Raw genomic sequence first — 18,351 nt, forward strand, 5'->3', positions numbered from 1 at the left:
ATCCTCTTCGAATTCTTTTTCATGAACGTCACCCACCACTCCAGGCTCGTCCTGCTTTCGCTCGGGCTGCTTTGCGCGGCTGCATCCGCCCAGATCCGGGTCGTCCCGGTCCCCGATCCGACCGAAGGGAATCCCCTCCTTAACTCGCTGAAGGGCGAAGAGCCGGAGGAACCCGCGGAGGAGCCGGCCGAAAAGGAGGAGGACCTCGCGGCCGAGTTGATGAAGGTCGGTTTCGACCGGTCGCCCGAGGCGATCTTCGAGGTCCTGCGGAACCGCGACGCGACCACCGAACTCAAGCCGGCGGAGGAGTTCCAGCACGCCGTGATGTTTGGCGACTGGAAGGTGGTCGGCGAGACGTTGGCATCGCTGCCTGTTGAGAAGGCCCAGGAGATTTACAGCAAGCTCATCACCTCGCTCAGCGGACAGGCGGTGTCGGTTGGCACCCTGCTCAGCGAACCGGAGATCAACGAGGACGAGGATCCCTATGAGATGCGGCGCCGGCTGATGATGCAGCGCAACGAGAAGCGGAAGCTTCCGGCGCCGCTGTTGAGCGAGGACTTCTACGGACTGATCGACGCCGCCCCGGGCGGAGTGACCGAGAAGCAGATCCCGGCGGTTGCCAAGCTCGCCAAGGTGGCCCTCGGCGATGCCGGCAGGGAAACGCTGAGCGCGCGTCTCAAGGACGGGTGGAAAGGCATGGGCGGTGAAACGCCGGAAAGCGCCTTGCTGGCGACCCGGCTGCTTTCGGAACTCGGCTGGATCCGTGAGGCCGCTCCGTTTCTTCCGTTGGAGGAATCGGAGTGGGAAAAGTCCGACCTGACCCAGCTCGTTTACACGATGGAGTACTTCACCACCCTCGGCATCGAGGACCGCGACGAACGGCAGTTCGGGAAAGCGGCGGCGGTTTGCGCGAAGCTGATGAAGTCGACCCGGATCGGGAACTACACCCGCCCGCAGTTCCGGCTGGCGATGGACCGGCTGGTCGCGCTGCTTCCGGCGCTCGAACCCGAGGCGGCACAAAAGCTCATCCGCGAGCAACTCTTCGCGCAACGTGCCACCCTTTCCGACCTGATCGCGATCTTCGGGGAGCAGGGGCAGAAGGCATCGCAAGGGGAGGACCTTCAGGCGCGGACCGACAGCTTGGGAACCCAGCGCCTGATTCTTGATGCCCTGATTCCGATGGAAGGACCACTGCCGCCGAATGTCGCGGTGCTGGTGCTCAATTGGCTGGCCGAGGCCGAGGGTTGCTACCGCGCCGGCGGCATCGTGGCGACCGAGATGACCCAGGCCGAGCGGATGATGCTGCGCCGCTACGGGATGTATGAATCGATGGAGGTGAACACGCTGTCGACCGACCAGATCCTTGAGACGGCTCCGGCGAAGGAGATCATCGAGCGTCTGAATCCGGGGCTTTCCCAGCGCGTCCGGCTGACGCTTCTCAAGCTCCGCGTGCTGAGCACCGACGAGCTCGACATGGCGAGCGTGCGTGCCTACGCCGAGGAACATCCGGGTCTCGAGCGGCAGATCTGCGAGGACATCCTCGCCGCTTGGGTGGCGAAGCAGAGCAAGCCTGCAGAGAGCGCGCGGGTGAAGCAGATGCGGGCCTACGGGATGTACATTCCTCCCCAGCTGACCCGCGCCGGCCAGAGCATCCCGCTGACCCGGTTGCGTCAGAACCGGAATATCGAGGAACTGAAGCAGCTCCTCGCCGAGCTGCGCGGCATCTCTCCGGAGCCGCTCGATCCGGCGCTGATCGTCGAGGCCTTCATGGCGCTCCACAGCGGAGCCGAGGTCTACCAGCTCGATGACATCATCGCGATTTTCGGAACGCCGGAATCGATGGTCCGCGCGGAGCTGCTGAATCTCCTCGAAGGCATGCGGACCCGGCTGGCCGAAGAATGGCGCGATCCCGCAACCCAGCAGCAGGCTTCAACGAAGCGCACCGAGGAGGAAATGAAGGATGAGGTGTCCCGCGGTTACCGCACGGCCCTCGAACTGGCGAAACGCGGCATCCCCGATGACGACGATGACTGGCAGTCGCTCATCACCCGCGGACGTTTGTTCTACGACGCCTCTCAGTACGAGTTCGAGCGCGAGATCCAGCTGTCCGATTACGTCGGTCTTCGCGACGGCGCGTTCGATAGCTTCCGCAAGGCGGCGGAAACGTATGCTTCCGGGATCGAGTCGATGCCCAAGGGCCAGTGGACGACCGAACCTTACCAAGCGTGGTTCTTCGTGATGCTCGGGGCCAGCGATCTCGCGCAGCTTACCAGCAACACGGCGCGGACCGATCCCGGCCTGACATCGATCGGTGACGCGATGCGCGCGCTTCCCGGCGAGGCGGCCGATGCCCACCTGACGATGTTCGGCGAAATGCTCGGGACGCTGTTCCCGCGGGTGCCGGCGAACGTGCGGCAGCGTTTCCTCTCGTCCGGACTCAAGATCATCGGCGAGGACCATCCCGCTGCCGAAGCGGCGACCCGCTCGCTCGATTACTACCGGGAGTTGCTGGATGAGATCCAACTGCGGGTGACGGTCGACGGGCCGACCGAAGTCGGTCACGGCCACCCGTTCGGATTGTTCATCGGGCTTGAATCGACCCGTCAGTTGCTGCGCGAGAGCGGTGGCTTTGGGAAGTATCTGTCCGGTCCCGGACGAGGCATGGCTCCGGGCGGACGGGATCTCCGGGGGGACTTCGAGAAGAACATCCACGCCGCGCTCGATGAGACCTTCGAGGTCGTTTCGCTCACCTTCCATGACTCCGGCGTCAAGCCGATCCCGGCCGGGCGCGAGGGCTGGATGGAAACGCCGATGGTGTATGCCGTCCTGCAGGCGAAGAACGCCGCGGTCGACCGGATCCCGTCGATCCAACTCGACATGGACTTCGTCGATCAACCCGGACAAGTCGTGTTGCCGGTGATGTCGCAGGTCCAGCCGATCGATGCTCGCTCTGACGATCCCTCTCCCCGACCGTGTCCTGAACTCAACTTCGTGGTGACCCTCGACGAGCGCGATTGGGCTGACGGCATCCTCAGCGTCGACATCTCCGCAACCGGCGAAGGGATCATCGCCGGCCTATCGGAGAACTTCGATTTCGAGCGTGAAGGCTTCGAAGCGGAAGTGGTCGACGGCACGCTGGCGATTGTCGAGTTCACCAGCGACGGCGTTTCGCGTGCCCCGCGTGCGGATCGGAACTGGCAGATCACCTACCGGCGTCAGCCGGGTCTCGAATCGGCCGCGAGCTTCCCGCTTCCGCAGCCGGTCGCGGCCGGGGATTCAGCGAATATCGAATACAAGGTGTATCGCGATGCCGACCTGCTGACACTGACTCCCGACGAGGCGGCCAAGGGAATCGCGCTTTCGACCATCGGCGGCAACGACATGAACCGCTGGCTGCTGGCGGGCGCCGGCGTCGTGGTGCTGATCCTGCTCATCTGGCTGATCGCCCGCAACCGCAAGCCGGCCGAGGCGGCGGAGAAGGGGCTGACCGCGCCGGAGGAGGTGACGCCGTTTTCGACGGTGGTGTTCCTGCGACGGGTCCGTAGCGAGTTGGGCGGGCAGCTTTCCGACGGTGACCGTGAGTCGATCACGGCTCAGATCCACGAGATCGAGTCGACTTGCTTCGGTCGCGAAGAACAGCCTGCACCGGACCTTGAGAAGGTCGTGAAGCAGTGGATGAAGGTCGCGCGTCGCGCGGCCTGAGGCGGTCCGGCCCCCGAAGCGGACTCCGCTACTCGGTCGGGGCGGTGACCAGCTGCCGCAGGCTGACGGTAGCTTCCTCGGCGTAGGTCGCCTTGTGCTGCATGGCTTCGAGATCCATGGGAGGAAACGGACTGGCGGATGAAGCTGCGTCCCGTAGTGCGAGGTAAGCGAGGTGGTCGTCGAGGGCCTGCCGCTGATCGCTGTCTAGCACCTGGCGATAACGCTCGACGAACGCCGCGTCGTCCATCGGGTTCGATCCGAGATAGCCGCGGGTTCGTGAGAAATCCATCAGGCTCGCGAGGGCTCCGGCATGGTCGGGAAGCCAGTCGGAATATTCGGCCGGATCGAGTTCTCCCCGGGACGCGGCGTCCGCGGCCAGAAGCAGTTCCATGAGCGGCGAAGCGTCCTTGCGGTAGTCGCTCGCTTCGGTCTGGAGGTCGTCGAATTCACGTTGGCGGAATTCTTGGTAAAGCCGGCCGACCTCTTCGGACTGGTCTTCCCTGAGAGCGACTCCGGAGAGTCCGCCGAGGATGGAAGCGTCCGTGGCGGGATCGTCGGCCGGGTTCTCCTTCAGGGCTTCCTGGGCCCCGGCGGCAGCATCGACCAGTGAAAGGACGTCCAGCGCGACTTCGCCAGCGAGCTCGACACGGGACTCGCCGTATTTCGCGACGAGCGCGTCAGTGCGGCTGGCGGGAGCTTGTCTGGAGGAGATCTTTGGGTCCGATGCTGGGCGATCCGAGGTCGGTTCGGCCTTGGTGGACTCGGTCACTGCTGCGGGAACCGGGTCGGGGGTTTGGGGTTGATCTCCGTCTTGCGATCCGTCGCGGCTGCGCATGATCACGAAAACGACGGCGATGCCGATGACGACGGCGGGAACGACAATGCGGGGGATGGCTTTGGTGCTCATACGGGAGACGGGGGATTGAATCCGCGCTCCGTTTCTAAAGGGAGAGGCCCGTGGAAAGCGACCCTTCTTTCACCAAGGCCCGGGAATCCAAGGAGTGGCGCTTTCCAAGCGCCATGAGTGGGCGCGGCGGTCTCCAGGCCGCGTAGTTGCCCAGGCAATCAATTGCAGGCGTTCACTGAATACGGATCTCCACCCGTCGTTGCGGCAGGATTTGGGGCTGATCATCCGCGACCGGGAGATCGCCGCGCCCACTCATGGCGCCTGCAAGGCGCCACTCCGCTACGCCTGCCACTTGATCTGGAACTCGATCTCTTCGGCGCCGTCCTCGCGTTCGTGCTCGATGTTGTAGGTCGCGCGGACCGGAACGTAGATCCGCTCTCCGGCGATCTGGATTTCGAACTGCTCACCGTTCTCCAAACAATCCGCAAGACGGCGGAGCTTGGCGATGAATTCGTCGGTCGGGTAGGTCTTCTCGAGGTCTCGGTCTTGTTTCATGGTGGTAATGGTTGAAGCGCCGGCTATGAAACCGGCATTGGGGTTGGTTCGCAAGATGCCGGTTTCATAACCGGCGCTCCTCTTGAGCTTGAGGCGGATCCTACTCAGGCCACGCGACCTTCACCCAGACAGGATAGTGGTCGGAGGGCTGGGTCTCGCGGGTTTCGGCGCGGACGATGTCGGCGCCGAGAAGCTGGGCGTCCTTTGAAACCAGAATGTGGTCAACCTTGGCCCAGCCGTCGGTGCGCGCGGTCCAGAAGTGAAGCGTGCGGCGGTTCTTCACGTCGGGATGAAGTCGGCGGTATGGATCGGTGAGCGGGTGCTGCCAGCCACGCACCGACTGTCCGGCGAGCGTGACATCCTTGCCGATGAAGTAGTCCACCGCCGGGTTGCCCTCCGTGGCGTTGAAGTCGCCGAGAAGCACGACCGGTTCCTCCGGATGGGCTCGGGCGTCGATGCGCGAGGCGATCAACGGTGCGGCCCGCTCGCGCGAGTACTGGCTGCGGTGGTCCCAGTGGGTGTTGAAGACGTAGAACCCGCGCCCGGTCGCGCGGTCGGTCAGGCGGATCCACGAGGTACATCGCTCCGGGTCGTTGCCCCATGTTCTTGATCCGGGCATTTCCGGATAGTCGGACAGCCAGAAGGTACCGCGTTCCGCCGGGTCGGGTTCGAACCGGTGGCGCTTCCAGAAAATGCCGGCATACTCGCCCTCGCGTTTGCCGTCCTTGCGGCCGATACCGTGGAAGTCGTAGTCGGGCAATGAAGCCCACAGGTCGGCCGCCTGGCCGTGCAGCGCCTCCTGCACCCCGAAGACGTCAGGATCGATTTGGCGGATCGTCCGAAGCACACGGTCGAGCCGGTTCGGCCACTTCCGCCAGCCGTGATCCTCGGGTGCCTCGTAGCGGACATTGAAGCTGCACAGCGTGAGTTCCAGCACGCCGTCGGCCCGCACCGGCACGGCCCGGGGCGCTTCCTTTTCGCCGCATCCGGCACCGAGCAGCGCCAACCCGAGCGCGATGATCCGGGCCCGCGTCATTCCCCGGTGATCATGTCGTGGAAGACGTGGATGCCGACCCCGCCGCGGCCTTCCCGCAGCGCCTTGCGGTAGTTGGCGATGATCTCGATCCGCTTGGAGGTCTGGAGGGCGGCGAAAACCTCATCGCGGGCTTCCTCGAAGTTTCGCGGTTCGGCGGCGCGCTTGTCGGTGACCTCGACGAGGTGCCAGCCGATCTTGGTGCGGATCAGCCGTGGCTGGTTTTTCTGCATCGCGAAGACCGGCTTGGAAAAGTCGGCGGGGATCCGCTCGCCGGTCATCCAGCCGAGATCGCCACCGGAGCGCTTGTTGCGTTCATCCTCGCTGACTTCGGCGGCGAGCTGTTCGAACGTTTTGGTCTTGGCCCGCAGCTCTCCGAGAGCCTCTTCGAGAACGCCCTTCGCATCCTCCGACTCGCGATTGAGGGTGGCGACGAAAACGTGCCTCACCTTGACGCGTGGAGGCAGGGCGAACCGTTCACGATTCTCGGCAAACCACTCGGCCGCTTCTTCCTCGCTGACCGCGATGCCATCGGCGATCTGTGACTCGATGTATTTCGACTGCTGAATCGTCGCGCCGAGCCGCAGGCGAAGTTCCTCCTCGCTGTCGATGCCTTCGGCTTCGAGGTCGGCCCGCATCTGTTCACGCGTCGGGAAGCGCGACGCGAGACGTTTCACTGCCGCGTCGATTTCCTCATCCGTGACGGGGAGCTCCTGCTGGTTGGCGCGCACTTTCATGCGCAGCAGTTCGTGATCGATGAGATCGTTGAGTGCCGCGAGGCGCGTGGTCCGCCGCTGTTCCGGTTCGAGATCATCCATCGTCTTGCCGGTCAGCCACAGGCGTTCGCGGGCGGCCCGCTCGACCTGCGAAAGGTAGATCGGGATGCCCATCACGCGCGCCACCACGCCCTGCTTGCGGGCATAGGCGAGCGAGCTCTGGCTGTCGGGCCGGCCGTCCTGGATGCGCCGGTTGACCGGGCCGTTGAAGACGAACAGGTCGAGGGCCAGATAGATCAGGCCCGCCGAGTAGAGGAAGACCCGGATGGTGAAGCTCTTGGACGGGCGCACGGGTGCGGGAGATACGTCGGCGGGTTCAGCGAATTTCCACCGAGGCTCCGGGGCGGACGAAATCCGGCAGGCGGGTCGCGTCCCAGTTGGCCATCCGGATGCAGCCGGCGCTGCGGGCGCGGCCGATCGTTTCCGGGTCGGATGTGCCGTGGATGCCGATGCCCGAAACGCTGAGGCCCATCCAGATCACCCCGACCGGGCTGTTCGGGCCGGGCGGGATGTTCAGCGCGTCGTTGCTGCGACCCTTGCCGTCGAGCAGCGACTGGTCGTAGCGCCACACCGGGAGCTGCACCGCGTTGCGCATTTCCCACAGTCCGTATTTGATGAACTGCGGTTTGCCCGGCGTGATCGGGAACGCCGCGATCAACGAGCGGTTCGCCTTCACCTGCACGGCGCCGTCGCCCTCGTTGACCACCAGCGCGCTCGGAGTCGATTCGTAGATGCGTGCCTGGTTGACCTTGGTGTCGACCACCACGTGCCGGCTGGCGAGGACCTCCTCGGTCTCGTAGCGGGAGCCGGTAAGGTTCTCGACGAGGAACGGCTTCACGTTGGGAACGATCAACGCCTTGCCCGGGGTGAGGCCGTAGACGGTCTTGGAGCCGTTGATCTCGATCAGGAACTCGACGTCGGTGTGATAGCGCTCCGACATGAATTCTCCGTAGCTTCGGTAGCTCATGCGCTTGGCGCCGACTTGTTGGGAGCGCTTGTAGGAAAGGCTGGAATTCACCCACTTCCGGGCCTCCTCAGGAACGATCGCGGTGGCGAAGGGATGGGTGACCGACTCGCGCGCGGCATTCATGACCGGGCGAACGTCGTTCAGCGGGTGGCCTTGGACCTCATTCCACGCATTCATCGCGAGAATCGTGAAGCGGCCCGGTTTGCCATCGATGACGCCTGGGCCGAAGTGAGCCTGATCGAGGAAGATCTGAAGCCGCACCGCGTCCTCGCTCGTCGGCAGGTTCTCGACCTCCGGCGAGTCCGAGCGCGGGTTGGTCTTTGGTTCGGGAATCTCGACCTGCCCCGGCGGCAACGGTTTCGCCTCGGGTGCGGTCGGGGCCGGTTCGACCGGCTTCACGCCGGTGTCCGGGGTGATGTCCGACGGGTCCACCGGCAGCGCGCGAGGCACCTGGGCAGCGACGGGAAGGGCGATGGCGAGGAGGGTGAGCAGTCCGATTCGGGTCATGATGGCCGAGAGGGTCGAGGCGGGACGGGCGCACTTTGCCACCACCCGGAGCCCGTGTCATCCGGTTTTGCCGCCCGTGTTTCCGAGCTGTCAGGATTCCACAGGAAATCGGGTGCTTGCCGCAAAAGAATCGTCATGTTCACTACGTAGCAACCGACCCACACCATGAAGATTCCAACGTTTTTCGCCGCCATCGCGCTCGCCACCCCACTCGCCGCCGAGGATCCTTGGCTGGTCTTCGAAGGAAGTGACGGTCCGGGCAAAGGTAAGCATGTCGTGCTCGTCAGCGGTGACGAGGAATACCGCAGCGAGGAAGCGATGCCAATGCTTGGCAAACTTCTGGCCGAGCGCCACGGATTCAAGTGCACCGTGCTGTTCGCGATCGATCCGAAGACCGGTGAGATCAACCCGAACGAGCAGACGAATATTCCCGGTGTCGAGGCGATCGACTCGGCCGACTTCCTGGTTGTCGGACTCCGTTTCCGCGAGTTGCCGGACGAGGACATGAAACACATCGTTGACTACGTCGAAGCCGGCAAGCCGTTGCTCGGCCTGCGGACCTCGACCCACGCTTTCAAATACGGTCGCCTGAAGGACAGCCCGTACAAGCATTGGTCGTTCAACTCGAAGGAGTGGGACGGTGGCTTCGGGCGCCAGGTGCTCGGGGAAACGTGGATCAATCACCACGGCCATCACGGCAAGGAGAGCACCCGGGGCGTTTTGGACGAGGCGAATGCCGGTCACCCGTTGCTGACCGGCGTCGAGGACGTCTGGGGCACCACCGACGTTTATGGCATCAAGAAGCTGCCCGAGGACGCGAAGGTGCTGATCCACGGTCAGGTGCTCTCGACCATGGAGCCCGACAGCGCCCCGGTCGAAGGCAAGAAGAACGATCCGATGATGCCGGTGGCATGGGTGCGTGACCGCAAGGTCGGCGACAAGACCCAGAAGGTCATCTGCACGACCATGGGTGCTGCCGATGACTTCGTGCATCCCGGGCTGACCCGCTTCGTGGTCAACTCCGCCTTCTGGGCGACCGGGCTGGAAGTGCCGAAGGAGCTGAATGTCGAGCCGGTCGGCGACTACAAGCCGAGCGCCTTCGGCTTCAACAAGTTCGTCAAAGGCAAGAAGCCGGCGGATTACCGTTGAGCTTCCGCTTTATCCGCTTCGCGTGCCGGTGCTTCGAGGGTCTGGAGGATCGCGGAGACCGGCACGCAGTTTTTCACGACCATTTGCAACGGTCCCTTCGGCTGGCCGTTGTCTGACTCGTAGTAGATCGATTGGGTCGAGGAAACCATCCCGACGACACGCCCATCGGTGTCGAGCACCGGTCCTCCCGAAGAACCCTTGGCGTAGTCGGCGGTGATCGACATCACCGTCGAAGCTTTCCGGTCGTCTTTGCCCGGGCGGCGGAAGTAGCGTGAGACGTCGCCGAAGGTGTGCATGAAGAAGCGCTTGTGGGGGTGGCTGATCACGTGCACCCGGCTCCCGATGGCCGCCGGAGTCCCGAGCGCGAGCGGCTTGAGGTCGCCCGCCTTGACCTTGAAGATGGCGACATCGTTCTCCTGGTTCTGAGCAACTACTTCGGTGATGATGTGGACATTGCCCTCGCGGTCGCAGACCCCCATTGCGGCGCCTTTCGCTTTCTCGAACACGTGGTGGTTGGTGACCATCAGGCCGTCGGTCGTCAGAGCCCAGGCGGTCGCGACCCCACCGATGTGCCACTTGTCGCACTTCCCGCACTTGTAGACCGAACTAATCAGGAAAACGGATTCCGCCGGATCCTCCGGACTGCTGTCGGCCGCGGTCGAAGGCAACTCGATCGATCGGGAGATGTCCGACAAGCCTTTGGCAAAGGAGTCCGCTGTGGGAAACTCTTCCTTGTCCGCGATTTTCCCGAGTTTTCGTTGGAAATTAGCGATCAGGGCCGGGTCGTTGATCACGACAGGCTCGGCGAAGGCGGCACCGAGGCCGAGGAGGAAGAGCAGGGCGGTTTTCATGGCCGATTTAGCGAAGCGTCCGTGGCGGGTCGTCTGGCAAATTCCGTGCCGGGCATCACCGGCGCCGCCACAGGCTGAGTTGCGAAGAGGTCCACTGGAACTTGCGGGCGGTTTCCCGGATGAGGAATGGCTCGTCGCGGGTCGAAAGAAGTTCGAACGAGGGGTCGAGGTGCCGTTGCAGCCAGTCAAGCGTCGGGCCGTCCGGCCAGTTCTCCGGCGGAGTGAACTCGCCGAGCCACGTGCAGGGGGTGGCGAGGATGAGTTCGCCGCCCGGGCGGACGAGCGAAGGCAGCCGGTCGAGCAGTCGTTCCGGCTCCGGGAGGCGGCAGAGGAGGTTGGCGGCGTGGACCCGGTCGAAGTCTCCGAGGTCGTCGCGGAGGTTCATCGCGTCGCCCTGCTCGAAGCATACCCGGGACGGATCGGTGCCGTCGGGGAGCCTCGCTTCGAGCGGGGTCCACCCGTGGCCCTCGTCGAGCCGGCGGTAGGGGAGCGGCGCGTCCCGGAGGGCAGTGGCCGCATCGACGAACGCGTGGGAGAAATCAATGCCGATGACCTCGCCGCAGCTACGAGACATCTCGTAGGACGAGCGTCCGACGGCGCAGCCGAGATCGAGTCCCCGGGATGCTTCATCGGCAGAAAAGTGGCGCTGCGTGCGCACGGCGAAATCGAGCGCGTCCGCCATTCCCGCGGGGGTGTCTTCGGGGAGGATCTCCTCCGCGGTCCCGTAGTGGAAGAGGAGATACTCCGAGAGGAGTTTGTCCGACTCGTAGGGGTTGGACATGGGAATATCGAACATCGAACGCTCAACACCGAACGTTGAAGTCCGGGAATCAGTGAACAGGGACCTCGCCTTCCTTCACGGCGGACTCGTCGTAGAAGAAGTCGTTGTCGTCGTGCTTGGGGATCGGGATGTTGACGATCTTCATGCGACCCACGGCACGGTGGCGGCATCCCGGGCGGATCATCACGGCGCTGAGCGGCTTCACCGCGACCATTTCGCCATCGAGTTCGAGGAATCCCTCGCCTTCGAGGACCAGATAGATCTCGGTGGTTTTCTTGTGATAGTGGGTGGTCGGTTCGTCGCGGACCTCAAGATAGTGCGCGGATGCCGGGGCGTCATCGAGATTGGCAAATGCCCGGCGGGTCGTGCCGCAGCAGCATTCGACGGGGGCGAGATCGGGGAAGTCAACGTGTTCGTAGCGCTTCATGAGTTGAATTACGCGATGGAAGGCGTGCCCCGATCAAGAAGGGAGACGTTGGTTTTCGAATGGACCGCGAGCTTCAGCTCGCCCCGGAGAGTCGGTCCATTGCTGTGCTGGGGTTCCGGGGCGAGCTGAAGCTCGCGGTCCATCTGCTGCAGGCTTCCTTTCGGCTGGATCAGTCGCGGTCCGCGGCAAGCGCGTCCATGATGTAGCGCGACGGGCGGAAGTTCTCGATGATGATCTCCTGCCCGCCTCCGCGGTTCATGCGCACCTCCTTGACGTTGAAGTTCGGCGTCTTGTGGGGCGCGAACAGGATGTCGTCGTGGGTCGAGTTCTCGTGCTTCTTGAACATCTCCGGAACGATGTCGCCGCCGAGGTGGTCGTCGCGGCCGGTGGCGAGGTGGCAGGTGCCGAGCACTTTCTCGTCCTGAATGTCGGCGCCGGAAACGGGCAGCACCTGCGTGCCGAAGCCGAGTTCGCCGAGCGTGCCGGTCATCGGGTCGTCGGCGAGCCGCGCGTTGTGGGCATCAATGGTGGCCTGGTCGCCTTCGATCAGCTCCGACTTGATGATGTTGCGGTCGGTGACGGTCAGCACGCCTAGGGTGCCGTCTTCGTATTTCATCGGGAAGTGACCGCGGGCATCGGTCGGGACGAAGTAGACTTCACCGGCGGGCAGGTTCGCGACGTCCGGGGTCTTGCCTTTGCAAAGTCCGTGGGACTTCTGAGCCTCCTGACGGTTGAGGCCGAGCCAGGCGGTGAGGATGCGGCCATCTTCGAGTTCGAAGTCGATCTCAACGCTGTCCGCCTTGGTCATTGCGAGGCGGATCCGCTCGGCGTCGGCCGAAACCTCGTCGTAGCTCACTGCCAGGCCGGACGACAGGATGATGTCGTTGAGGCCGTGCAATGTTGCTCCGCGGAAACCGAACTCCTTGCACTTCGCCGTCAGTGGTGCGGTGGCGGAAAAAGTCGAGATGCAGAGGATGATGTCGTAGTTCGGATAGATGTCGCGATCCAGCGACAGCTGCTTGCCCTCGGTGTCCCAGACCTCGTCGGCGAGATCCAGATTCGAACCGTGGGTGCAGCGGTAGGCGAACATCTCGCCACCGGTCATGCCGAGGCGGTCCATCGCTCCCTTGTGCAATGCTTGGTAGAAAGCTTCGTGCGCCTTCTTTTGCACCGGGAAGCCGTCCTCTTTGAGAAACTGGAAATCCCTGATCAGGCCGGCGGGCTCGTCGAAGTCGGTCAGGATGCAGACGCGGCATCCGTCGGTCGGTTCGAACACCGAGCTGAGCAACTTGACGAGGTCGAAGGGCGGAAAGTCGCGGTTTTCGGGATGGAGCAGGATCTCCTCGTGGAGGTAGTCGGGCAAGGTGGCCGTTGCGGATGACATAACGCGGCAGCCTAAATCCGGCCGGGGGTGGCGCAAGAGAACTTTCGCGGCCGGAGTGTCACGCAAGGAGGGGCTGCCTTCGGCTGCCCAACCCCAGTGGAAAAGGGCAGCCGAAGGCAGCCCCTCCTTGATTCCTTGCCGAGCGGGGCCGAACCGGTAGCCTCGCACGATGAATGTGTCTCACCTTTGTCTCGCCGGCGCGCTTTTCGCGTCGCCCCTGTTTGCCCAAGACAGCCACTTTGATGGCTGGAAGTGGAAGGAGAAGGACACCGACCATTTCTTCATCCGCGTGGAGGGCACCAGCTACGATCCCGCCTCGCGATACGCGGAAAAGGTCTGGGACGTGGTCGTGGAAGTGCTGCCCGGTTTGGAGAAGGACTTTTCGGACAATCTCTTCCGCACGCCGGACGGTGCGAAAGGGGCGGACGAGGCACCATACCGTCACTGCATCTATCTGGTGGGCGACGGGGCCGAGTTCAACGAGCTGGTGCAGATCGATGCCGGACGCAATGGCTGGGACGATAACACGGTGCGCCTGACGAAGCGGACCGGCAATTACTCCGATCCGCGGAACCGCTACGGGGTCTTCTGCAAGGGCGACCCGAACCAGAGCGCGGGAGGCGACCGCGACATCACGCCGGTATTCGTCCACTCGACGGGTTCGACGTTGCTTCGCGCCCGATCGACCTCGAACAAGCTGCCGTTCTGGATGACCGCGGGCTTCGGCTACTACGTCGAGCACCAGCTTTTCGAATTGTGCCGAGTCTACTATCTCGACTTCGAAGCGTACTACGAGCAGCAGAATGCCGAGATCCAGCAGGGCGAGACGCTCGGGCCGAACGAGTCGTGGGCGAAGGTGCTGCGGAAGTTGTGCAAGGACGGCAAGCGCGAGAGCCTCGACGATGTTTGCACCGCACAGATCCTGACGCTCTCACCCAACGAGTCGGGTTACATTTTCGCGCTCACTTGTTTCCTGGTCCGCGATGATGCTGCGCGCGGGAAGTATCAGGAACTGGTCAAGAAGGCTCGCGACGGCACCACGATCACCAAGGCGGTACTGTTGGAGACCTATGGCTATGCCAACGATGCCGCGTTGGAGGCCGAGTGGTACGAGTGGCTCGAGAGCCGGGATTTCAAGTGACCGCTCAGAGCTTTTCCGCGGCTTCGTGGAGGAGCGCCTCGGTGGTTTCCCAATCGATGCACTTGTCGGTGATCGATTGACCGCGGACGAGCTGGTCGAGCGGCTGGGGGAAAGACTGGTTGCCGGCGACGAGATTGCTTTCGAGCATCGCACCGATCACCGAGGTGTCGCCTGCGGCTCGCTGGCGGACGATCTCGCGGAAGACGTCGGGCATGCGCTTGTCGTCCTTGCCGCAGTTGGCGTGCGAGGCGTCGATCATGATCGCGGGCGGAAGCTTGGCGGCCTCCAGTGTTTCACGGGTCTTGCGGACGCTGTCCTCGTCGAAGTTCGGGCCGGCGTCGCCGCCACGCAGGATGACGTGGCATCGCGGGTTGCCGGTGGTGGTCACGGCGGAGGCGACGCCCTGTTCGGAGACGCCGAGAAAGGTCTGGGTCTTGCTGGCCGCCTTGACCGCGTTGATCGCGGCGTGGAGGTCGCCTGAGGTGGTGTTCTTGAAGCCGACAGGCATCGACAGGCCGGAGGCCATCTGGCGGTGGGTCTGGCTTTCCGCGGTGCGGGCGCCGATGGCCGACCAGCTGATCAGGTCGGCGATGAATTGCGGCGTGATCGGATCAAGCAGCTCGGTGGCGGTCGGCAGGCCGAGGTCGACGACCTTGCGCAGGAATCCGCGCGCGCGGCGCAGGCCTTCGGGGATGTTGTCGGAGCCGTCGAGTTTCGGGTCCATGATCAGCCCCTTCCAGCCGACGGTGGTGCGCGGCTTCTCGAAGTAAACGCGCATCACGAGGTAAAGCTTGTCCTTCAGCCGTTCCGAGAGCGCGGCGAGGCGCTGGGCATACTCGAGGCCGGCTTCGGTGTCGTGGATCGAGCACGGCCCGACGATCACCAGCAGCCTCGGGTCGTCACCGAAGAGGATCGAGCCGATCACGTCGCGCGAGGCAGCGACAAAGTCTGCCTGCTTCTCCGAGCGGGGGATTTCCGAATGGAGCAGGGCGGGTGCGGGCAGCGGGACGTTGCGGGCGACGTGCAGGTCGGTGACGCGCGAAGTCATGGGCGCAGCTTACGGGTGGGGAGTTCGAAGTAAAAAGAGCCAAGTTCCAAATGTGGTGCATGGCGGAGGCAGCGCCGAGATTCTACCGGCTGAACTCGAGAACGCCCTGGTCGTCGATGGCGAACTGCAGGTTCGCTTGGTCGGCGACGAGGTTGATCAATGTCCAGGCGTCGATGTTGCTGCGCTGGAGATGGATAAGCGGGGTAGGCTTCGCGGATTCGAGCCCGCCGTCTTCAGCGGCATCCACCCACCTGTAGGCGATCTGCAGACGATCGGCCTGTCCGTCCTCCGGGAAGTTCACTCGATGCATGATCCAGTCGATGCACTCGGCAGGAAGGGCCTGGTTGAAGTCCACCACGGGGAGCACGGACTCCTTAAGTCTCGCCCGGACAAGGTCGCGTGGAGAGGGTTGGGAACGGTCGCTGAGTTTCGGAGGCCGGGAGTCCGGGGACAGCTCGGCGGAGCTGGCGTCGGCAAGCCTTTCCCGATCCGTGACGCTCCCCATCGTGATGCTCCGGGCGGTCTTCTGGAGGGCATACGGCAGCAGACAGGCGATCGTGCCAAGAATGGCGAATGCGAGGCCGATCTTGAGTCGCATGGGTAAGGGTAGCCGGGACTGAGGTGAGCATGCAACGGCCAGAGTGGACCGTGAGCTTCAGCTCGCCCCGGAGAGTCGGGACATCATGGTGCAGGGGTTCCAGGGCGAGCTTAAGCTCGTGGTCCATTCCCCTCTACGCCTTCGTCACTTTCTCCCACGGTCCGGTGATCGCGAGCGTGAGGCCGTGGCCTTGCAGGTTGGCGAAGAGCCATTTGCCGTCGGGCGAGAAGCATGAGCCGGCGAACTCGGACTTGTCCTTCGAGTTCCGCGCGATGCTGAACATCTTGCCGTCGCTGGTGATCCCCCGCAGGTGGGTGTGGGTGCTGAAGGACGCGTCGACGAGGTCCTCGCAGATCACCAGTCCGCCCCATGGTCCGGAGCACACGTTGTCGCCGTTCGTCAGGAGGTCGTCCTCACCGGCTTCGATGTAGAGTTCGAGCGTGTCCGGCTTTTCGGCCGATCCGGAGGGATCGAGACGGAACACCTGGCCGTGCCGGGTCGCTCCACCGTCGGTGCAGCAGATGAAGATCCCGTCTTCGGTGAACCAGATGCCTTCGCCGCGTGCGAAGCGTGCCGCACCCGCCTTGTGGCCGCGGATCCTGAGGTCGTCGAGAGGTGCTTCAGGCTCCTCGACGTCGATCCACGTCGCTTTCATCGGCGTCCGTTCGACCGGCCACTCCGAATCCGGATCGTAGTTGCGCAAGTCGGCCTTGGGTCGGTCGACGATCGCCAGCGCCTGCAGTTTGCCTTCGGTGAAATCGCGTTCCCGTTTCGGCAGGAAACGGTAGAGCAGGCCGTCGGTCCGGTCCTCGGTGAGGTAGAGGATCCCGGTGCCGGGATCGAGCGCCACAGCCTCGTGCCGGAAGCGGCCCAGGGCCTTGAGCGGGACCGCCTTCTGCAATCCGGGCTGGTCGGTGGCCTTCACCTCGAAGCACCAGCCGTGTTGGCGTCCGCGCGGCGTGAGGAGGTCTTCCGGCTCCTCACAGGTGATCCATGTGCCCCATGGCATCGGCCCGCCGGCGCAGTTGCGGTCGGTGCCCGTCAGCGAGAGGAACTGGCGGACGGTCTCGCCGGTCTCCGGATCAAAGACCAGGTTGCTGGTGCCGCCGATGTGGGGTTCGCGGCCGCCTTCCCCCGCATCGTGGCTCAGCGAGAGATCGAGATTTTCGGGGAACTTCCGGTTGTTCGGGAAAGGCCCGATACCGGTCATCGCCAGCGCCAACTCATGGTTCCGGACGAGGATCACCTTGCCGTCCGGACCGGCAAAGGCGGCCATGCCGTCCGGCTTTCCGGGGACTTTGAAGCCGTCGTCCATTTTCTCGCCGAGTTTCGAGAGCACGCGGTAGGAGAAGCCTTCGGGAAGATCGAGAATTCCTTCCGGATCCTTGATCAGCGGGCCGAAGGGGTCGGCCGTGCGGGAAGTGGCGGCATGGCTGTAGCGCTGGAGGCCGGCGAAGGCGAGGCCGGTGGTGACGAGGAAACGGCGGCGGGTGATCATGGACTGGAGCTACGAGACAGGGCGGCTGAGGGGGGTCAAGACGAGAGCCGGAAAGTGGCGGAATTGTTGATGGATAAAGTAAATACGGCCGATTTTCCGGCTTGATGGAGGTTTGACACGCCTTCTTTGGAAGTGTTTTTTCTCCCCAACGCAAAAAACGCAAAAAAACGCCCGCATGAGCGATCAAGAGAACCCGCCCTCGAAACAAACTTCCAGCGTCCCGCTGAAGAAGGAAACGGTCCGCGTGACCCTGAAGGCCGCCGATGCGCCCGCCGCTTCGCCGACCGGTGCCGCTCCGGCCCCGGCCGCCCCGAAGCCGACTGCCGCGCCCAAGCCTCCAACGGCTCCCAAGCCACCGTCCCCGACGGTCGGCGCACCCCCGGCTCCGACCGTGGGTGGCAAGGCTCCGGCCCCGGCCCCGACGATTCCTCTCCGCACCGCGGGTGGCTCTTCCGCTCCGGGTGCTCCGGCCCCGACCATCAAGCTCAATACCGGTGGTGCGGCTTCAAAGCCGGGCCCGCCGATCACCCAACCTGCCGGTGGCCCCGGTGCTCCCAGCGCTCCGGCACCCGGCCCGACCGTTGCCCTCCCGAAGGCGACCGTCCAACTCCAGCCGCCGACCCAGCCGCTCGGCACCGCCGCGCCGGCCGCGTCGCAGATGGCGACCATGCAGGTCAGCGAAGAGGATGCCGGCACCGGCTCGAACGGGATCGTCAACGTCCTCTCGATCCTCGGTTTCCTCGGCGCCGCCGCGGTGATCGCGATCCAGCTCATGACCGCCGCAGTCTGGCTCGGAACCGACGACCAAGGCGAGAAGCAGCCCATCGAGTGGGGTAACCTTTTCTAATTCACGACCATGGTAGCACCCATCATCACCTTTGTATTCGCCGCCGGCGTCGCCTTCCTCGCATGGCAGAGCACGACGGTCGAAACGGACATGCGCGAGGGCAACCTCGACGCCCCGATGGCCGACGAGTCGCCAGCCGTCGCCGACGACGAGCCCGCCGATGAACCGGCGGATGACTCCGAGGACATGGAGGAGAGCGAAGAGTAATTCGATCCCGACCCACTTCAGCGCCCGCTTCCG

Annotated in this window: 17 protein-coding genes; 5 read left to right on the forward strand and 12 right to left on the reverse strand. The window is 64.1% G+C overall.

From position 1 onward, the window contains the following. The first annotated feature begins 21 nt into the window (after nucleotides 1-21). A complete protein-coding gene (locus tag HAHE_RS11430; protein ID WP_338684548.1) occupies nucleotides 22-3,702 on the forward strand; it encodes a hypothetical protein in 3,681 nt (1,226 codons plus the stop codon). A gap of 28 nt (nucleotides 3,703-3,730) precedes the next feature. On the opposite strand, the gene HAHE_RS11435 is transcribed toward HAHE_RS11430, so the two are convergent. The 5 genes from HAHE_RS11435 to HAHE_RS11455 all read right to left on the reverse strand — a co-directional run bounded on the left by HAHE_RS11435 (nucleotide 3,731) and on the right by HAHE_RS11455 (nucleotide 8,387). Continuing rightward, the gene (locus HAHE_RS11435; RefSeq protein ID WP_338684550.1) at nucleotides 3,731-4,609 is read right to left on the reverse strand and encodes a hypothetical protein; all 879 of its coding nucleotides are present in this window, start codon (nucleotides 4,607-4,609) and stop codon (nucleotides 3,731-3,733) included. Nucleotides 4,610-4,888: 279 nt separating this feature from the next. Continuing rightward, on the reverse strand, nucleotides 4,889-5,104 hold the full coding sequence (locus HAHE_RS11440) for an amphi-Trp domain-containing protein (protein ID WP_338684553.1): 216 nt from the start codon (nucleotides 5,102-5,104) through the stop codon (nucleotides 4,889-4,891). Between the two features lie 100 nt (nucleotides 5,105-5,204). Then, nucleotides 5,205-6,140, reverse strand: coding sequence for an endonuclease/exonuclease/phosphatase family protein (locus tag HAHE_RS11445; protein ID WP_338684555.1), 936 nt, complete (start codon nucleotides 6,138-6,140; stop codon nucleotides 5,205-5,207). Then, nucleotides 6,137-7,204, reverse strand: a complete 1,068-nt coding sequence (locus tag HAHE_RS11450) for a peptidylprolyl isomerase (RefSeq protein ID WP_338684557.1) — start codon at nucleotides 7,202-7,204, stop codon at nucleotides 6,137-6,139. Before HAHE_RS11450 ends, HAHE_RS11445 begins: the two co-directional genes overlap by 4 nt. Before the next feature lie 25 nt (nucleotides 7,205-7,229). Continuing rightward, nucleotides 7,230-8,387 (reverse strand): L,D-transpeptidase, encoded by a 1,158-nt coding sequence (locus HAHE_RS11455; RefSeq protein ID WP_338684559.1) that lies wholly within the window; start codon nucleotides 8,385-8,387, stop codon nucleotides 7,230-7,232. Between the two features lie 165 nt (nucleotides 8,388-8,552). Here HAHE_RS11455 and HAHE_RS11460 point away from each other — a divergent pair, with 165 nt between their 5' ends. Further along, nucleotides 8,553-9,536, forward strand: a complete 984-nt coding sequence (locus tag HAHE_RS11460; RefSeq protein WP_338684561.1) for a ThuA domain-containing protein — start codon at nucleotides 8,553-8,555, stop codon at nucleotides 9,534-9,536. On the opposite strand, the gene HAHE_RS11465 is transcribed toward HAHE_RS11460, so the two are convergent. The 4 genes from HAHE_RS11465 to HAHE_RS11480 all read right to left on the reverse strand — a co-directional run bounded on the left by HAHE_RS11465 (nucleotide 9,527) and on the right by HAHE_RS11480 (nucleotide 12,979). Beyond that, nucleotides 9,527-10,387 carry a trypsin-like peptidase domain-containing protein gene (locus tag HAHE_RS11465; RefSeq protein WP_338684563.1) on the reverse strand — a complete coding sequence of 287 codons (861 nt, stop codon included), beginning with the start codon at nucleotides 10,385-10,387 and terminating at the stop codon, nucleotides 9,527-9,529. The genes HAHE_RS11460 and HAHE_RS11465 overlap by 10 nt on opposite strands. Nucleotides 10,388-10,442: 55 nt before the next feature. After that, a complete protein-coding gene (locus HAHE_RS11470; protein ID WP_338684565.1) occupies nucleotides 10,443-11,168 on the reverse strand; it encodes a putative 4-mercaptohistidine N1-methyltransferase in 726 nt (241 codons plus the stop codon). A 49-nt stretch (nucleotides 11,169-11,217) separates the two neighbouring features. Continuing rightward, a complete protein-coding gene (locus HAHE_RS11475) occupies nucleotides 11,218-11,595 on the reverse strand; it encodes a cupin domain-containing protein (RefSeq protein ID WP_338684567.1) in 378 nt (125 codons plus the stop codon). Between the two features lie 169 nt (nucleotides 11,596-11,764). Next, a complete protein-coding gene (locus tag HAHE_RS11480; RefSeq protein WP_338684569.1) occupies nucleotides 11,765-12,979 on the reverse strand; it encodes a hypothetical protein in 1,215 nt (404 codons plus the stop codon). A gap of 169 nt (nucleotides 12,980-13,148) precedes the next feature. Here HAHE_RS11480 and HAHE_RS11485 point away from each other — a divergent pair, with 169 nt between their 5' ends. Then, complete coding sequence (locus HAHE_RS11485; protein ID WP_338684572.1) at nucleotides 13,149-14,120, forward strand: hypothetical protein; 972 nt, start codon at nucleotides 13,149-13,151, stop codon at nucleotides 14,118-14,120. 4 nt (nucleotides 14,121-14,124) lie between these two features. On the opposite strand, the gene HAHE_RS11490 is transcribed toward HAHE_RS11485, so the two are convergent. The 3 genes from HAHE_RS11490 to HAHE_RS11500 form a co-directional block, all read right to left on the reverse strand. Continuing rightward, nucleotides 14,125-15,168, reverse strand: coding sequence for a 3-deoxy-7-phosphoheptulonate synthase (locus tag HAHE_RS11490; protein WP_338684574.1), 1,044 nt, complete (start codon nucleotides 15,166-15,168; stop codon nucleotides 14,125-14,127). 82 nt (nucleotides 15,169-15,250) lie between these two features. Then, on the reverse strand, nucleotides 15,251-15,766 hold the full coding sequence (locus tag HAHE_RS11495) for a hypothetical protein (protein ID WP_338684576.1): 516 nt from the start codon (nucleotides 15,764-15,766) through the stop codon (nucleotides 15,251-15,253). Between the two features lie 133 nt (nucleotides 15,767-15,899). Beyond that, on the reverse strand, nucleotides 15,900-17,264 hold the full coding sequence (locus HAHE_RS11500) for an alkaline phosphatase PhoX (protein ID WP_338684580.1): 1,365 nt from the start codon (nucleotides 17,262-17,264) through the stop codon (nucleotides 15,900-15,902). A 175-nt stretch (nucleotides 17,265-17,439) separates the two neighbouring features. On the opposite strand from HAHE_RS11500, the gene HAHE_RS11505 reads away from it, so the two are divergent. After that, complete coding sequence (locus tag HAHE_RS11505; protein WP_338684582.1) at nucleotides 17,440-18,111, forward strand: hypothetical protein; 672 nt, start codon at nucleotides 17,440-17,442, stop codon at nucleotides 18,109-18,111. Between the two features lie 9 nt (nucleotides 18,112-18,120). Continuing rightward, a complete protein-coding gene (locus HAHE_RS11510) occupies nucleotides 18,121-18,318 on the forward strand; it encodes a hypothetical protein (RefSeq protein WP_338684583.1) in 198 nt (65 codons plus the stop codon). The last annotated feature ends 33 nt before the right edge of the window (nucleotides 18,319-18,351 follow it).

Origin of the sequence: Haloferula helveola (assembly GCF_037076345.1) — a bacterium.
Classification (GTDB): Bacteria; Verrucomicrobiota; Verrucomicrobiia; order Verrucomicrobiales; family Akkermansiaceae; genus Haloferula; species Haloferula helveola.

Bases quoted from the DNA above. Each gene is read 5' to 3' on its own strand.
- HAHE_RS11430 (WP_338684548.1), top strand. From the start codon at position 22: ATGAACGTCACCCACCACTCCAGGCTCGTCCTGCTTTCGCTCGGGCTG.
- HAHE_RS11460 (WP_338684561.1), top strand. From the start codon at position 8,553: ATGAAGATTCCAACGTTTTTCGCCGCCATCGCGCTCGCCACCCCACTC.
- HAHE_RS11485 (WP_338684572.1), top strand. From the start codon at position 13,149: ATGAATGTGTCTCACCTTTGTCTCGCCGGCGCGCTTTTCGCGTCGCCC.
- HAHE_RS11480 (WP_338684569.1), bottom strand. From the start codon at position 12,979: ATGTCATCCGCAACGGCCACCTTGCCCGACTACCTCCACGAGGAGATC.
- HAHE_RS11490 (WP_338684574.1), bottom strand. From the start codon at position 15,168: ATGACTTCGCGCGTCACCGACCTGCACGTCGCCCGCAACGTCCCGCTG.
- HAHE_RS11495 (WP_338684576.1), bottom strand. From the start codon at position 15,766: ATGCGACTCAAGATCGGCCTCGCATTCGCCATTCTTGGCACGATCGCC.
- HAHE_RS11505 (WP_338684582.1), top strand. From the start codon at position 17,440: ATGAGCGATCAAGAGAACCCGCCCTCGAAACAAACTTCCAGCGTCCCG.
- HAHE_RS11510 (WP_338684583.1), top strand. From the start codon at position 18,121: ATGGTAGCACCCATCATCACCTTTGTATTCGCCGCCGGCGTCGCCTTC.
- HAHE_RS11455 (WP_338684559.1), bottom strand. From the start codon at position 8,387: ATGACCCGAATCGGACTGCTCACCCTCCTCGCCATCGCCCTTCCCGTC.
- HAHE_RS11475 (WP_338684567.1), bottom strand. From the start codon at position 11,595: ATGAAGCGCTACGAACACGTTGACTTCCCCGATCTCGCCCCCGTCGAA.
- HAHE_RS11435 (WP_338684550.1), bottom strand. From the start codon at position 4,609: ATGAGCACCAAAGCCATCCCCCGCATTGTCGTTCCCGCCGTCGTCATC.
- HAHE_RS11465 (WP_338684563.1), bottom strand. From the start codon at position 10,387: ATGAAAACCGCCCTGCTCTTCCTCCTCGGCCTCGGTGCCGCCTTCGCC.
- HAHE_RS11440 (WP_338684553.1), bottom strand. From the start codon at position 5,104: ATGAAACAAGACCGAGACCTCGAGAAGACCTACCCGACCGACGAATTC.
- HAHE_RS11500 (WP_338684580.1), bottom strand. From the start codon at position 17,264: ATGATCACCCGCCGCCGTTTCCTCGTCACCACCGGCCTCGCCTTCGCC.
- HAHE_RS11445 (WP_338684555.1), bottom strand. From the start codon at position 6,140: ATGACGCGGGCCCGGATCATCGCGCTCGGGTTGGCGCTGCTCGGTGCC.
- HAHE_RS11470 (WP_338684565.1), bottom strand. From the start codon at position 11,168: ATGTCCAACCCCTACGAGTCGGACAAACTCCTCTCGGAGTATCTCCTC.